The sequence below is a fragment of the Labrenzia sp. R5_0 genome (genome assembly GCF_017743835.1).
Taxonomy (GTDB): domain Bacteria; phylum Pseudomonadota; class Alphaproteobacteria; order Rhizobiales; family Stappiaceae; genus Roseibium; species Roseibium algicola.
In genome coordinates, this window is sequence record NZ_JAGHRK010000004.1 from 240,488 (window position 1) to 255,391 (window position 14,904).

Annotated in this window: 16 protein-coding genes; 9 read left to right on the forward strand and 7 right to left on the reverse strand. The window is 59.8% G+C overall.

The features are described 5' to 3' along the window. Positions 1-2: 2 nt before the first annotated feature. Positions 3-944, reverse strand: a complete 942-nt coding sequence (locus J7447_RS21045; protein ID WP_209170805.1) for a zinc-ribbon domain-containing protein — start codon at positions 942-944, stop codon at positions 3-5. A 194-nt stretch (positions 945-1,138) separates the two neighbouring features. On the opposite strand from J7447_RS21045, the gene ftsE reads away from it, so the two are divergent. Genes ftsE through J7447_RS21065 form a run of 4 tightly spaced genes read left to right on the forward strand, consistent with a single transcriptional unit; the run spans position 1,139 to position 4,471 of the window. Continuing rightward, positions 1,139-1,798, forward strand: coding sequence for a cell division ATP-binding protein FtsE (gene ftsE / locus J7447_RS21050; RefSeq protein WP_031270017.1), 660 nt, complete (start codon positions 1,139-1,141; stop codon positions 1,796-1,798). 8 nt (positions 1,799-1,806) lie between these two features. Beyond that, positions 1,807-2,859 carry an ABC transporter permease gene (locus J7447_RS21055; RefSeq protein WP_031270020.1) on the forward strand — a complete coding sequence of 351 codons (1,053 nt, stop codon included), beginning with the start codon at positions 1,807-1,809 and terminating at the stop codon, positions 2,857-2,859. 52 nt (positions 2,860-2,911) lie between these two features. Next, the gene (locus tag J7447_RS21060) at positions 2,912-3,637 is read left to right on the forward strand and encodes a YdcF family protein (RefSeq protein WP_023002536.1); all 726 of its coding nucleotides are present in this window, start codon (positions 2,912-2,914) and stop codon (positions 3,635-3,637) included. Positions 3,638-3,661: 24 nt separating this feature from the next. Beyond that, entirely contained in the window at positions 3,662-4,471 is an 810-nt protein-coding gene (locus tag J7447_RS21065) for a 1-acyl-sn-glycerol-3-phosphate acyltransferase (RefSeq protein WP_209009568.1), read from the forward strand. Positions 4,472-4,560: 89 nt separating this feature from the next. Here the strand turns inward: J7447_RS21065 and J7447_RS21070 are convergent, their stop codons facing one another. After that, positions 4,561-6,021 (reverse strand): NCS1 family nucleobase:cation symporter-1, encoded by a 1,461-nt coding sequence (locus tag J7447_RS21070; protein WP_209170810.1) that lies wholly within the window; start codon positions 6,019-6,021, stop codon positions 4,561-4,563. 198 nt (positions 6,022-6,219) lie between these two features. On the opposite strand from J7447_RS21070, the gene J7447_RS21075 reads away from it, so the two are divergent. Further along, positions 6,220-6,927, forward strand: coding sequence for a GntR family transcriptional regulator (locus J7447_RS21075; RefSeq protein WP_286189409.1), 708 nt, complete (start codon positions 6,220-6,222; stop codon positions 6,925-6,927). A 45-nt stretch (positions 6,928-6,972) separates the two neighbouring features. Here the strand turns inward: J7447_RS21075 and J7447_RS21080 are convergent, their stop codons facing one another. Next, positions 6,973-7,491, reverse strand: coding sequence for a gamma-glutamylcyclotransferase (locus J7447_RS21080; RefSeq protein ID WP_152505086.1), 519 nt, complete (start codon positions 7,489-7,491; stop codon positions 6,973-6,975). A 150-nt stretch (positions 7,492-7,641) separates the two neighbouring features. On the opposite strand from J7447_RS21080, the gene J7447_RS21085 reads away from it, so the two are divergent. Further along, complete coding sequence (locus tag J7447_RS21085; RefSeq protein ID WP_075282715.1) at positions 7,642-8,691, forward strand: DUF2125 domain-containing protein; 1,050 nt, start codon at positions 7,642-7,644, stop codon at positions 8,689-8,691. Positions 8,692-8,763: 72 nt separating this feature from the next. Here the strand turns inward: J7447_RS21085 and J7447_RS21090 are convergent, their stop codons facing one another. Continuing rightward, entirely contained in the window at positions 8,764-9,225 is a 462-nt protein-coding gene (locus tag J7447_RS21090) for a GNAT family N-acetyltransferase (RefSeq protein ID WP_023002542.1), read from the reverse strand. 203 nt (positions 9,226-9,428) lie between these two features. On the opposite strand from J7447_RS21090, the gene J7447_RS21095 reads away from it, so the two are divergent. The 3 genes from J7447_RS21095 to J7447_RS21105 all read left to right on the forward strand — a co-directional run bounded on the left by J7447_RS21095 (position 9,429) and on the right by J7447_RS21105 (position 11,853). Beyond that, complete coding sequence (locus J7447_RS21095; RefSeq protein ID WP_209170813.1) at positions 9,429-10,346, forward strand: EamA family transporter; 918 nt, start codon at positions 9,429-9,431, stop codon at positions 10,344-10,346. Between the two features lie 398 nt (positions 10,347-10,744). Beyond that, the gene (locus tag J7447_RS21100) at positions 10,745-11,629 is read left to right on the forward strand and encodes a CoA ester lyase (protein WP_209170815.1); all 885 of its coding nucleotides are present in this window, start codon (positions 10,745-10,747) and stop codon (positions 11,627-11,629) included. Positions 11,630-11,646: 17 nt separating this feature from the next. After that, positions 11,647-11,853 carry a DUF1737 domain-containing protein gene (locus J7447_RS21105; RefSeq protein WP_023002545.1) on the forward strand — a complete coding sequence of 69 codons (207 nt, stop codon included), beginning with the start codon at positions 11,647-11,649 and terminating at the stop codon, positions 11,851-11,853. A gap of 108 nt (positions 11,854-11,961) precedes the next feature. Here the strand turns inward: J7447_RS21105 and J7447_RS21110 are convergent, their stop codons facing one another. The 3 genes from J7447_RS21110 to J7447_RS21120 form a co-directional block, all read right to left on the reverse strand. After that, the gene (locus tag J7447_RS21110) at positions 11,962-13,548 is read right to left on the reverse strand and encodes an arylsulfatase (RefSeq protein WP_209170816.1); all 1,587 of its coding nucleotides are present in this window, start codon (positions 13,546-13,548) and stop codon (positions 11,962-11,964) included. A gap of 171 nt (positions 13,549-13,719) precedes the next feature. Continuing rightward, a complete protein-coding gene (locus J7447_RS21115) occupies positions 13,720-14,253 on the reverse strand; it encodes a helix-turn-helix transcriptional regulator (RefSeq protein WP_168687313.1) in 534 nt (177 codons plus the stop codon). After that, positions 14,250-14,903, reverse strand: a complete 654-nt coding sequence (locus J7447_RS21120; RefSeq protein ID WP_209170819.1) for a cytochrome b/b6 domain-containing protein — start codon at positions 14,901-14,903, stop codon at positions 14,250-14,252. Before J7447_RS21120 ends, J7447_RS21115 begins: the two co-directional genes overlap by 4 nt. Position 14,904: the final 1 nt, after the last annotated feature.

Sequence of the window (14,904 nt, forward strand, 5' to 3'; positions counted from 1 at the left end):
GGTCACTCTAGAACTACCTGGCGTTGGCCGCGTTCAACAAACCGGACCTGGATATCGGACGCGGTTTTCGGAGGGTCGGCTAATATCGTCCTGAACCGGGTTTCGTCCAGTGCGTTTAGCGATTTTGTTCTGGGCTCGACAGTCCAGGCATAAACTTCCTGCATGTCCGCACCGCGGATCGAGAGGCGCACGGCGGGCACCGAGTTCAGTTCATCAAGCAGGTTGCGGATCGAGCCCTCGACCACGAGAACCTTCTTGCCGTCCTCGACCTCGGTGAAGGTGCGCAGGTTTCGGAATTCAAGTCCGCGCAGATTGACTTCAAACCCGATCATCCGAAACAGGCTTGCCAGGTCAGGAGACTGTTTGACGAGCGAGTCTCGCATGAGGACAAACAAAACACAGGCCGCAACCGCGACGCCGAACAGGGCAACACCGCCAATGCGCCGATAATTTCGCCGCAGGATCCAGTTGAGGATCGCACCGATCTGGTCCCGTCGGAACTTGTTCGGATTGACGATGATCTTCGGCCGCTTGGCCATGGATTCGATGTCGGCCTTGTTTTCAGGCTCACCGGTCCTGGCGTCTTCTTTCAGATCCGCAGCGAATTTTGCCTCGTCGCTGGCCGTACGGGCGGTTGCGGGTTCGGGAGTGACGGCTGCTTCGGGTTCGTCGTCGTCGTCATCCGCTTCCGCGTCGAACGTTTCTTCTTCCGCGTCGGCTGCCCAATCGGCTTCGTCCTGTGCGGGATCTTCTTCAACGGAAGGAGGTGCAATTTCGTCGACGTCGTTCTTTGCGCTGAACGCAACATCGCCTTCTTCGTCATCGTCGGGCGAAACGAACCAGCGGTTGCCGCACTTGGCGCATTTGACGCTACGCCCTTCCGGGCCAAGCGCCTCTACCTTAATCTCGTAGGACGTACTGCAGTCCGGACATTTGATCTTCATGTGCGAAGACCTTTCGCCATGGCATGCTCTAGCGGTTCACTTTGGAACCGGGGGGTCGAAATCCGGCACGAAATATTGGACAAGGGCCAAGCAAATCCTATGACGGGCTTTCAGGTCCTTAATGGACCTTTATATGATTAATGCACCGTTAACGGCCAGGCTATAGCGTTCGGGCCATCAACAGGAGTAATTTTGTGATCCGCTTCGAAAATGTCGGATTGAGATACGGAATGGGATCGGAAATCCTGCGCGACCTGACTTTTCAGATCGAACCGCAGTCGTTTCAGTTCCTGACCGGTCCCTCGGGGGCAGGCAAGACCAGCCTGATCCGGCTCCTGTTCATGTCCTTGCGCCCGACCCGAGGCCTGATAAAGGTTTTCAACCGCGACCTGAGCGTGATCGACAAGCAGGAATTGCCGAAGCTCCGGCGCAAGATCGGCGTGGTGTTTCAGGATTTTCGCCTGCTGGACCATCTGACAACCTATGAAAACGTGGCGCTGCCACTGCGCGTGGTGGGAAAGGACGAATCCGAATACCGCTCCGATGTGATTGATCTGTTGAAATGGGTCGGACTTGGGGATCGCATGCATGTGCTGCCGCCGGTGCTTTCGGGTGGGGAAAAGCAGCGAGCGGCCATTGCGCGGGCGCTGATCACCCGGCCGGAGGTGCTGCTCGCGGACGAGCCGACCGGTAACGTGGATCCGCCACTTGCACGTCGTCTGTTGCGCCTTTTCATCGAATTGAACAAACTCGGCACCTCTGTCGTCATCGCGACCCACGATATCGCGCTGCTGGAACAGGTGGACGCCCGGCGCATGGTGCTTGCCGACGGGCGCCTCTCAATTTTCGATTAGGCGGCATGATGGCTCAGTCCGACGACACAGACAAAAAACAGGCAAGCGCCGCCAGTGTTCGCCCGCCCAAGCGAGCCGAACGACCGAAGCGTGGCCGAAAGCCGGCGCGCAAGGCCGCCCCCAGGCCGAAGAACGAAGCACCCCAGGGGGACGATGCCAAGTTGCGCCCCTCCGCGGCGATCGTTCCGCCACAGGCAGTCGCCGGGCGGGCTCTCACGCTGGTGGTGGCCATCATGAGCTTTCTGGCCTGTCTGACGGTCGGTGCAGTGTCGGTGGTGTGGGACGCAGCCGATGCGTGGCAGAACGATCTGGTGCGTGAGATCACCATTCAGATCCGCCCGGCCGAAGGCGTCGACATGCTGCGGGAGATCGACAAGGCCGTTGCGCTTGCGCAGGAGTTTCCGGGCATCGATTCCGTACGGGCTCTGTCAGATGCCGAAACCAAGTCATTGCTGGAGCCCTGGCTGGGCGAAGGCCTTCAGCTTGACGGCCTGCCGGTGCCGCGGCTCATTCAGATCACGGTCGGGGATCCGGAACTTCTGAACCTGTCGCAGTTGCGCTCGATGGTCTCGCAGAACGTGACGGGCGCGAGCGTCGACGATCATTCCGTCTGGACGTCTCGTCTGTCGGCCATGGCAGGCGCGGTGGTGCTGGGCGGCTTTGCTATCATGGTGCTTGTGCTCGGCTCGATGGTCTTGAGCGTCGTCTTTGCGACCCAGGCAGCCATGGCCGGCAACAAGGACGTCGTCTCCGTTCTGCATTTCGTTGGAGCGGAAGACGGTTTCATCGCTCGTGAATTCCAGCGCCACTTCCTGATGCTGGGCCTGAAGGGCGGTGTTTCCGGCGGTGTTGCGGCCATCCTGGCCTTTCTGACGGTTGACATGCTGACCCGGCAGAGCTCCGGCCAGGCGGGGTCGGACCAGATGTCGGCTCTCTTCGGCGGCATCTCCGTCAGCCTGCCCGGCTACCTCGGTGTATTCGGTGTGGTGTTCCTCGTCGCGATCCTGACAGCCCTGACTTCTGGCCTTGCCGTCAAGGCCCATTTGGCAAAAGTGGATTGATTTTATCGCACAATGCCGTGAAATTGGCCGAATCACTTATCATAGTCGCGCCATGACCCATGCTGACACAGTGTTAGACCCCGTTCTGGACGACGGTTCTTCCGTCGTCGGCGATCGACGTGTGTCCGTTTCAAAGGACAAGGGCACAGCGCGCAGGAACGCCACAAGCGGTGATGCGCGCAAGAAACGCTTCGGTCTCAGGATCCTTTTCGTTGCCGTCATCACGGCTCTTGTTGCGGGAACCGTCGGGCAGTTTGCCATGTTCGCGCAGAAGGTTGCCAATGCCAGAGTGCCGGCTTCCGCAAATGCGGATGCCATTGTCGTGCTGACGGGCGGGCATGCCCGCGTCAACGAGGCAATCCGTCTCCTGGAAGAAGGCCGTGCCAACCGATTGCTGATTTCGGGCGTTCATCCCGGCACCACGCGTGAACAGCTTGCCGCCGTTACTGCGTCCAGCATGCCGCTGGAAAAAAACAGCGTCGATCTTGACCGGGTCGCGCTCAATACAGCGGGCAATGCGGTGGAAACCGCCAACTGGGTCAAGAAGAACGGGTTCTCGTCCCTGCTGGTCGTGACCAGTGCCTACCATCTGCCGCGTGCCAAGGTAGAACTTGCCGGTGCCCTGCCGAATGTCGCCCTGATTGCCTATCCGGTCTTTTCCAAGGACCTGAAGCTGGACAGCTGGTACAGGGAACCGGCAACGATGCGGCTTCTCATGCGCGAATATGTGAAGTATATCCTCGCCCGACTTCGGATTACCGTGCAGGGTGTGCGCTGACAGCTGTCGGACCACGGCCGAGCGGTGGCTTCACCCACGACCAGTCTTTATGGTGCCATGGTTTTTCTGCGCTCTACCCTTTTCCAGATCCTGTTCTATCTCGTCACGTTCGTGCTGATGATCCTGTTCGCGCCAGTCATGCTGCTGCCGCGGCGCTGGGGCTGGTGGGTGGTGCCGACCTGGTCACGGGTGTTGCAGCTGCTGATGCGTGTCTTTGCGGGCATCAAGGTGGAAGTCCGGGGACGGGAAAACCTGCCTGACGGCGGTTTCATCGCCGCCATGAAGCACCAGTCCGCCTGGGAGACAGTGGCGCTGATCCCCCTCTTCAGAAGCCCGACCTTCATCCTGAAGCGCGAACTGCGCTGGATACCGATTTTCGGCTGGTACACAGCCAAGTTCAAGCAGATCCCGATCAACCGGGGCAAGCGGTCCGAAGCGCTGGCGGCAATGATGCTGGCCGCCAAGGAGGCGATTGCCGAGAAACGCCAGATCCTGATCTTTCCGGAAGGCACCCGCCGGCCGGCCGGGGCAGAGCCGAAATACAAGTTCGGTATCGCGCATCTCTACCGCGACCTGAAATGTCCGGTTGTCCCGATAGCTCACAACGCCGGCCTCTATTGGCCTCGCGCCTCGTGGAAGGTCTATCCGGGCACGGTGATTGTCGAGATTCTGCCACCGATCGAGCCGGGCCTGGCGCCCAATGCCTTTTACGAAAGAATGGTCACGGATATCGAGACGGCCAGCGATCGGCTGATCGAGGAAGCCCGCACGGCCCGCAAGCCCTCGCCGGTGCTTGAAGAAGTCGACACGCGCCGCAAGGCACAGCCGGTCTGAAAAAAAAGACCGCCCCAATGCGTTGAGACGGTCTTTCAGTTTGAACGGGTCCAGGCGATATCATCGCCTGAACCTGTCTTCAGGCTGCCTTATTGTGCTGTCTTGCCGGCTTCGGTCGTCTGCAGGCGCATCAGGCCCAGATGCAGCACACCACCCAGAACCGCGCCGATGACCCAGCCGTAGCCGGAGAGTTCCGACAGGGCCGGAACCCAAACGGTTGCCACCGAGAACAGTGCGGCGATGGCAAAGGCAAAGATCGCCTTCATGTTCCAGCCGTTGTTGTAGTGGTAGCGGGCGTCCGGATCGGAGGAAAACAGCGCTTCGACATCGATGTTCTGCTTGCGAACCAGGTAGTAGTCCGCGACCAGAATGCCGTAGAGCGGTGCCAGGAAGGCGCCAAGCGTATCGACGAATGCGGCAATGCCGATGTTCGAGATGACCGACACCCAGAGCGCGCCGATGAAGAACGCAATGACAGCGGTGATGATGCCGCCGGTCCTGGCCGAGATCTTTTCCGGGTTGAGGTTGGCAATGTCATAGGCCGGCGGAATGAAGTTTGCCACCAGGTTGATGCCGACCGTTGCCGCAAAGAAGGTGACGGCAGCGATCAGCGTCAGCAGGACGTTGTCGACACGGTCGACGATATCAGCCGGATTCACCAGTTTTTCTCCGAACAGCACCACGGTGCCTGCCGTCACGAACAGGGCGATGAAGGAGAAGAAGGCCATGGAAACCGGCAGGCCCCAGAAGTTGCCGCGCTTCATGGCGCGTTCATCCGACACGAAGCGGGAAAAGTCGCCGAAGTTGATCACGACGGCGGCGAAATAGGCGATCATCGTGCCGACCACCGCGACAAAGGCCGCAACAGGACCGCGCGGGTCGGTTGCTTCGCTGCCTTCGAAGATGGTGCCGAGAGCCGAGAAGATGCCGTTGCCGGCCTTCCACCAGATCACCAGGCACAGCGCGATCATGACGATGTAGACGAACGGACCTGCCCAGTTCAGGAATTTGCCGACCCAGTCGATGCCTTTCATGAACAGGGCAACCTGGAAGACGCAGACGATGAGATAGGAAATCCAGCCGACCGTTGTCATGCCGAGGAATTCCGCGCCGCCCTCAGTGCCGAGCAGCGTGTTGAACAGCAAGGCAACCGCCGTGGAGGCGAAGTAGGTCTGCACGCCATACCAGAAAATGGCAACGATGCCTCGCACGAGCGCCGGGAAACGGGCGCCGTAGACGCCCATCGAGGCGCGTGCGATCACCGGATAGGGCACGCCGTGCTTTACCGACGGGCGGCCGGTGAGATTGACCAGCACCATGACAAAGAAACCGGCCAGCACGATTGCCGCGAAAACCATCCAGCCGTTGAGGCCATAGGTGATGAACAGCGATGCGGCCAGCGTGTAGCCGAACAGGCTCTGGATATCGTTGTTCCAGACGTTGAAGATTTCGAAGGCGCCCCACTTGCGCTCCGAAGCCGGGATCGGTGCCAGGTCCTCGTTGTAGAGGCCTCCGTCTCGCGGACCCGATTTGCCAGATAAATTCGCCATAGTCTCCTCCATGTGGCCGCATCCCCGGCGGCTTCGGTGTTTTCCGGACATTCGCAGGTCTTCTTGCGTTCTCCCGGACGCAGGAAGCTCTTGGCTGTGCATTGCAAAAAGTTTGTGCTTGCATCTAACATTTTACAAAGCATGTTAGGTAACAGACTATACGGAATTTCAAGCAGGTCCTTTCGGCTTTGCTTGGAAATGCCAGTGGCGACAACCTGCGATCATCCGGACCGGATCGACGGAGCTGCAATGAAGGACGCAAACAAGGGTGAATTGCTGAACGACAAGGCTTTTCAGGCGCTTGTCGAAGCCTTGCGCAGCGGTTCGCTGCGCAATGGCCAGTTCCTGTCGATGTCGCAGCTTGTCGACCAGCTGGACTATCCGATCGCGCCCGTGCGCGAAGCCGTCAAATACGCCAGCTCGCAGGGGTTCCTGACGACGGTGCCCAAACGCGGCCTGCAGGTGATGGAAGCTAGCCCGGAAAACATTCGCGAATGTCTGGACGTGCGTCTGGTGCTGGACCAGGAAGGTGCGCGCCGGCGGATATCACAGGGAAATCTGGAGGGTCTGGACGCCTTGCGCCGGCGTCACGAGATCATGCGCGACGAGGTGCGGACGGGGCCTGCGGCCAGCCTGCCGCCCAAGGCGATCGAGGTAGACCTGTCCCTGCACACGTACCTTGGTGAAGGACTTGGAAATTCGCTGCTGTCGGCTGCCTATGACGCAAACCGTATCCGGATCGCCGTCATCCAGCATGCGCGGCCGTTTCTTGCGGATCGGATCGCCTCGGCGATGGACGAGCATCTGGCGGTCATCGAGGCGCTGGAAACCCGGAACGAGGCCGCTGCGGTGCAAGCCTTGAAATATCATTGCGAGCAGACATTGCGCTGGTGGGGTGTTCCCTGAACGTTAGCATCCTGCAAGACCTGTACTGCCGTCCCTGAGCCTGGCTCAGGTTTTCAGGCGCTCGGCCAGCCAGGCAAGACCCGTATCGGGAATGCCCATTTCCTGGAGGTGGGCGGCGGTGTTGATGACATAGTCCGGATTGGCGCCGGACTTGCCGACAGCGCCTCTTACGATTTCCAGCTGCTCTTCAAGCGGCAAGGAACCCGCATATTGGGCATGGCCGTGATCGACCATGTAGACCAGCGCTTCCACCTTCTCGCCGCTGTCGAGCTCGACGTGATGATGGTGCTCCTTGTAGACCATCGTCGTCTGTTCCCGGGCGCGCAGATATTCCAGCACCTGCGGCCAGATATCCCCGGAGACCTGATAGGCGATGCCCCGGCATGCGCCGCCGTTGTCGAGGCCGAAGACGAGACCTGGTCTCTGCTGCGTACCCCGATGTACCCAGGAATAGACGCAAAGCGAGCGATGTGCACCGCGCAGCAGCGCCGGTTCGGCGCGCTGGTGATCAAATCCTGGGTTCCACATCAAAGAACCGTAGCCAAAGACCCAAAAATCGCTCATATCGACCTGTCTTGTGTTACCGCAGCTGCGGAGATAGCAAGCTGCACCGGTCGTTTCAATGGCACTCCGGCAGCGCCTGTCTTGCAGGTGGCCCTTGTCGGCAGTGTGACCGGTCCGGAAATCGCCCGAACCAGAAGAGAGTGTCTCCCAGTGTCCGATATCAAGACCAAGCCGCCGAAACCCACCAGACGCGGGTATATCCTGCTGGCAGGAGCTGTCGTTCTGGTGATTGCTGGCTGGTCAGCCGCCTGGTTCTATGGGCAATCCGTGCTGCGGGAACAACTCGACCGGCAAATTGTCCGCATGGCGGACCAGGGCCTGGATGTGAGCTGCGCGGATCTTGCCATTGCCGGCTATCCGTTCCGCTATGAGGTCTCCTGCGCGGACATGCGTTCGGCCGACCGCTGGGGAACAGCCGCATCGCTCGGCGGGCTGAATGCCGTCGCCTTGATCTATAATCCGTGGCACGTGATCTTCGAGGCAAAGTCGCCTGCGGCCATGTCGGTGCCGGTGAACGGCCTCGAGGGTGGCCTGACGTGGCAGACGGCCCGCGCCAGCGTGAAGTTCAGCGACAATGCGCTCGGATCGTTCGATGCGGTGATCGACAAACCGGAAGCAGCGTTCGACACCGCCCTCGCCCGGGGGCTGTTTGCGGCTGAAAAGTCCGAAGTCCATCTGCGCAAGCAACCCGAAAGCGCGGCGACACTGGAAAGTTTCGTCACGGTTCAGGACCTCAGCCTCAAATCTCTGCCGGAACTTCAGCAGACGATTTCCCTGCGCAGCCATGCCCGTATCGAAGGCGGCACGGCCCTGCTTGCAGGGGCAGACCTCGTTTCGCTTGTGCGGGCGCAGGGCGGAGAATTGCCGGTCGAACTGGTGCTTACCGAGATACTGCTCGGAGCTGGCAAGGCAACGGCAAGCGGCAATCTTGTGCTTTCGGGTGACGGCACCTTGAGCGGATCACTGGAGTTGAACCTCGGCAATCCGGACGCGCTTCTGGACAGCGTGAAGCCGTTGTTCCCGCCTGAAGATCAGACTTTTTCACTGCTGCAGAATGTGGTGAAGAGCCTGGAGCCTGCCGCCAAGGAAGTCGACGGTGTGCGGACCATCACGCTGCCGGTCTCGGTCGACCGCGGCGTGGTTCGCATCGGTTTTCTGCCGCTTGGCCAGATCCCGCCGTTGTTTCCCGCGGGATCCTGATCACTTGATGGCCTCAGTCCGCACCCTGAACAGCGGTATGCGGACTGAAACCTGCCTGAAGGCGAAGCCCGGTCAGTCGCCGGCGATGCGGTCGATCGGGATCAGGTAGCTCTTGCGATGATCGGGTTCAGCGATCTTTTCGTAGAGCGCAACCGCAGGTGTATTCTTGCCCGGTACGAGCCAGCGCAAATGCAGCCATCCGCGGTTCTGGCCTTCGCTGACCAGGGTTTCGATCATCTTGCGGCCGGTGCCCTTGTTGCGGTGATCGGGATGGACATAGATGTCATCCATCTGGCCGATCCTGAGGCCCGTAATGAGTTCCGGCAGGTCGAAGAAAACTGCGAAGCCGACCAGCTTGTCGCCTTCGAAAGCTCCCAGAACCTCGGCCGTCTTGTCCGACAGAATGCGTTCGGCGTAATAGGCGTCGGGACGACGCGGTGCACCGCGCCGCAGCGCCTGCGCATTTTCGGCAATAAGCGGCGCAAGCTTATGAGCATCATCCAGCCGAAGGGCCCTGATTTGCGTTGTCGTCATGATTTCCCCGGAAAGCAAATCGATTAAGAGTGTGACTTTGGCCCACCATGTCCCGAAACGGGTTCGCTGATCAAGGACTTCGATCAATTAATGGCTGCGGCATTGCTGACGGTCGGCTACGCAGGCCCTGTCCGGGCTCTGCGGCCTTTCGCTTGCGGCGATTTCGTGCCATGAGCGATGCACGGAAAAGACGGGAACAGGAAATGGCGGACAAGCAAAAGTTGAGGGCGACGCTGATCGGACTTACAGCTGTGCTGATGTGGGCGACCCTTGGCCTGTTTGGTGCCGGTTCCGGAAGTGTGCCTCCGTTCCTGTTGAACACGCTCTGTTTCGGCTTCTCCGGCATCATGGCGCTGATCTGGCTGATCGCGACTGGCAGAACCCGGTTGCTCAGGCAACCGCTTGGCGTTTGGGCATTCGGCACGTTCGGCCTGTTCGGCTTTCATTTTTTCTATTTCACTGCCATCCGCAACGCGCCGCCTGTGGAAGCAAATCTGATCAACTACACCTGGCCGCTCCTGATCGTGCTGTTTTCCGCCCTGTTACCGGGGGAACGGCTGCGTCTGCATCATGTCATTGGAACGGTTCTGGGCCTGGCCGGTGCAGTGCTTCTGATCACCGGCGGGGAAGGTGTCGGTTTTTCCTCCGGCTCGATGCTCGGCTATGGGGCAGCGGTGGCCTCGTGTCTGTTCTGGTCCAGCTATTCCGTGCTGTCGCGCAGACTGGGTGCGGTTCCGACCGAAGCCGTTGCAGGGTTCTGTGTGATGACCGCAATCCTTTCGGGTATCTGCCATCTGGCACTGGAGGAAACGATCCTGCCTGCATCGTCGCTGGAATGGGCATCGGTGCTGGCTCTTGCCGCCTTTCCGGTGGGACTTGCGTTTTTCACCTGGGACGTCGGCGTCAAGCATGGCGACATCCAGGTGCTGGGCGCAGCGGCCTATTCGGCACCGCTTCTGTCCACCCTGTTGCTGATTGCCTTCGGCTTCGGGGCGCTGACACCTGCCGTTGGCATCGCCTGTGTGGCGATTACGCTGGGGGCGGTGATTGCCGCAAAGGACATGATCTTCAAACGTCGACAGAAAGCGTCGGTGAGCGTGCAGGCAGACGAACTCCCGTGATCGGCGGCAGCGACTGCGTTTGGCGGTACCCCGGTGCACGAACGCGGCTGTTCCCCCTTCGGCGAATTCCCCTGGTCGCCGCGATCCACTAGGGTGTGGACTCAAAAATGAAGATGAAATGGTTTGAGGCGGATTGGTCTTCCTCAAGGCGCGGAGGCGCAGGAAATGTGGTTCATTTTCAAGCTTTCGCAACGCTGAGGAGGACCAATCCGGTCAAATCCGAAGGACATGAAAATGGCTTCACCGCGTGTCGTCAGCGTGCTTGACCGGGCAGAAAGCCCGCTCCGCGCACCCTTCCTAACGCGGTTTCGCCATTTCTCATGCCATTTCGTCTTCATTTTTGAGTCCACACCCTAGGTTAACCGGAAATCCGTTTTCCCGACTTGCAGGATCGACCCATGACAACACAGCCAAGACCCCGCCGTTCCGCTCTCTATATGCCCGGCTCCAACGCCCGGGCGCTGGAAAAGGCGGCAACGCTGGATGTGGACTGCCTGCTGCTGGACCTTGAAGACGCGGTCGCCCCCGATGCCAAGGACATGGCGCGCACCCAGATCGTCGAAGCCGTTTCGGCCCGTCCCTATGGCAATCGCGAGGTGGTGATCCGAATCAACGGGCTGGAGACGCCCTGGGGCGAAGACGATCTGGCGGCAGCGGTGAAGGCCAATCCGGATGCCATTCTGGTGCCCAAGGTCAACGGCCCGGCCGACCTGCAGATGGTTGCGCACAAGCTATCACTTCTGGGGGCGTCAGCGGACCTGAAACTCTGGGCCATGATGGAAACGCCGCTCGCCATGCTGAATGCCGCCGCCATCGGCGCCTGCGGTCTGGATCCGGCTGTGCGGCTTTCCTGTTTCGTGATGGGTACCAATGATCTGGCCAAGGAAACAAGGGCACGCCTCACGCCCGGCCGCGCCGCCATGACGCCCTGGCTGATGACCTGCGTTGCGGCAGCGCGTGCCGGTGGCATCGACATTCTGGACGGTGTCTACAATGCGTTTCAGGACGAGGAAGGTTTCGCCGCCGAATGCGCCCAGGGTGTCGACATGGGCATGGACGGCAAGACGCTGATCCACCCGAAACAGATCGCCGCCTGCCACGCGGCCTTCAGTCCGTCGGAAGAGGAAGTTGCCTGGGCACGCAAGATCAATTCTCTGTTCGATGAGCCTGAAAATGCGGGCAAGGGCGCAATCCAGGTGGACGGCAAGATGGTTGAAAGGCTACATGCGGACATGGGCAAGCGGGTGATCGCCATCGCCGACGCCATCGCTGCCCGGACCTGACACACAAGAGAGCTCTCATGAAACTCTACCGCTTCATCACCGGCATCGACGACAGCGAATTCTGCCACCGGGTTACCCAGGCTCTCAACAAGGGCTGGCAGCTGTCCGGTTCTCCTTCGCTTACCTACGACGCAACGCGTGGCGCGACCATTTGCGGCCAGGCAGTGACAAAGGAAGTCGAAGGCGTTGAATACTCCCGGGACATCAAGCTCGGCGACTATTGATCGCAGTCGGTTCGATTAATCAGGTTGCTCTGAGCGAGCGCTGAAAATTCAACGGCCCCGGAAAGTTCCGGGGCCGTTTCGCTTTGTCGGGTCAAGAAGTTCGGTTCGCTACTGCATCCCCTTCGACAGGAAGTCCTCAACAATGTTCGACATGTTGAACGACGCCCCGCCCTGGACCGGGGGATAGTCTGCAAGGCTCTGCAGATGCTGGCCCATGAGCACGCCCATCGGTTGGATAAGCCACGATACCTTCTGCATCAGATGCCCGTAGCCATCGGTTGAATCGTAGCTCTCGAATGGATCCGCACGGATGTTGAACACCAGTGGGACGGTCCGCGGAACCAGGTTGGCGTAATAGTCTTCCTTGGTCGAGAAGTGGAATTTCCAGGGTCCCATCCTGATCGCCGTCAGCACGCTTTCGTAATAGTGAAAGATGTGATTGCGATTGGAATTGGCCTGTTCGCCCTTCCAGTAGGCCAGATTGTTGATCCCGTCGATGAACTGCTGCTTCTCGGCCATCACTTCGGCGTTCACGTCTTCAATGCCGGCAGCTGCGGCAAGGGTGGTGAACATGTCCTGGTGCGCCTGAATTCCGTTCATGACCTGGCCGGGTGCCAGCACATTCGGCCAGCGCACCATGGAAATGACACGCACACCGCCCTCATAGGTGGTCATCTTTTCGCCCCGGAACGGGGTGGTAGCGCCATGAGGCCAGGAGGCATGCTCCGGACCGTTGTCGGTCGAATACCAGACAATGGTGTTTTCCGTCAGGCCCTGTTGGTCGAGCCAGTCCAGCACCAGGCCGATATCATGATCGTGCTGCAGCATGCCCGAGCCGTGGTAGTCGGCTTCGGTCGTATAGGCTTCTGCGGCGTAGCGCCACTCGTCGTTCAGCCGCGTATAGAGATGCATGCGGCTGGTGTTCAGCCAGACAAAGAACGGTTCGCCTGCTTCCTGGGCGTTTTTCATGAAGTCCTTGGCCAGAGGGATGACTTCTCCCTCGTCGAAGTTCTTCATCCGCTCCTGGGTGAGCGGACCGGTGTCCTCGACCGTCTGCTTGCCTATGACACCAAACCTGGGCTGTTCGGTATCGTCGAAGGTTTCCGATGCAAAGCTGTGTATGACACCCCGTGTTCCGAACTGCTTCTCGTATTCCTCAAGGCTGCCGGAAAAGGCTTCGCCGAACCGCTGGTAGTCGCGCTGTTCGGCTTCTTCCTGCGTATTGAGATGATAGAGATTACCGAAGAATTCGTCGAAGCCATGGACGGTGGGCAGGTGCTCGTTCCGGTCACCCAGATGGTTCTTGCCGAAATGTCCCGTGCGGTAGCCGATCTGTTTCAGCTCTTCCGCAAGCGTTGGCGATTCTGCTTTCAGACCGAGCGACGACCCGGGTTGACCCACGGTGGTCATGCCGGACCTGATCGGGTACTGGCCGGTCAGAAAGGCCGCACGGCCTGCGGTGCAGCTCGGCTGGGCGTAGTGATCGGTGAAGCGGAGGCCTTCATTCGCCAGGCGGTCGATGTTGGGTGTGGTGTAACCCATGGTGCCCATGCCGTAGGCGGAAACATTCTGCCAACCGACATCGTCGCCCCAGATGACCAATATGTTTGGTGGTTTTGACTCTTGCGCCATGGACGTTGTGCACGTCATGAGAAGTGCGATGGGCAAGCCTGCAAGCAGATGTCGAAAAGACATGATCCTCGTCTCCCTTGAACACGCTCGGTGAGTTCCTCTGGCAGAGTAGGCGCAACACGGCAATAAGCCAAGCTGTGATAGTGCTTACGTTTAATGCACGGAATGGTCGCATCCGGGAACCGCCCAGGATTTGCCCGGGATATGTTCGGGTTCTGGTGTCGCCATACAGATTCAGGCCTCAGCGGATACCGTGGTCCTGTCCGCAATGCCGTCCTGAAGCAGGTCCTCAACGAACCAGGCCGCGAACTGGTGACGGCCCGAAACACCGGCCTTTGCGTAGATCCTGGTCAATTGGGCGCGCACGGTTCCCTGTGCGGCGCCCCGCAACTGAGCGATTTCGGAAAGATCCAGGCCTTTCAGGGCCAGGAGGCCGACATCGCTTTCGGCAGGCGTCAGGCCCCATTCGGCAAACTGGGCGTCAATGATCCGGGCAAGGTCGCCACGGGCGGCTCCAAGGGCGCGCTCCTGATTGCGCAGTCTTTCCAGGGTGAGCCGCAACTGCCAGCCGGCCAGAAAAATGCCGACGATCAACACGAAGGCGACAAAGAATTCGAAAATGGAATGCGGGCTGCTGACGTCGGTCACAAGATCGGTAAAGGCATCGCCGACAAAAAAGATCGCGGCAACGGACTGCAACAGCATGAACGCGGCAAGGGCGGTCGTCTCCCGCCGCCCCTGTCGAAGGTTGATCCCTGTAAATGTCATTTGTCCTTGATCCGGCCAACCAGCATGGGTCGGACCAGATTACGCCTCGTCGCGCGACTTTCAACTGCGACACCTGCGACATGGATCAGGGCCAGCACCAGCATCAGGTTGGCTGCAATTTCATGAACTTCCTTTGCAGCTTCCCCCAGCACCTTGCTGTCTTCGCCCTTTTCATCATCGTCGTCCTTGACGAGCACCGACCAGTCTCCGGCGGCAACCGCCGCCTTTTCCTCGGCAATCGTGATGGGGCTCTTGGCGCCGGTCATGTAAAGGCCGGTTCCGGTTACCACTACAAGGCAGGCCCAGAGCGCATAGACCATGATCGCTCCAGCGGGATTATGGGAGCGGTAGTGGCGCGGGCTACCGCGAACGAGGTCGATCAGGTGAGACACCGCAGCGCGCGGATCAGGTGGAAAGGCGGAGAACCTGGCTTCCGCCGGTCCGAGAAATCCCCAGACAAAACGGAGCGCAAGCAGGGCGAGAACCCCCCAGCCAATCCAGATGTGAATGGTGCCACCCGGCTTGTTGAGGAGACCGTTGGCTATCACCGCGACTGCGATCAGCCAGTGACTGATACGCACCAGCGGATCCCACAATTCGGGGGGGCTTTGCGCCCCCTCGTTCGATTGCGGGGTGTTTGAGGCACCCATG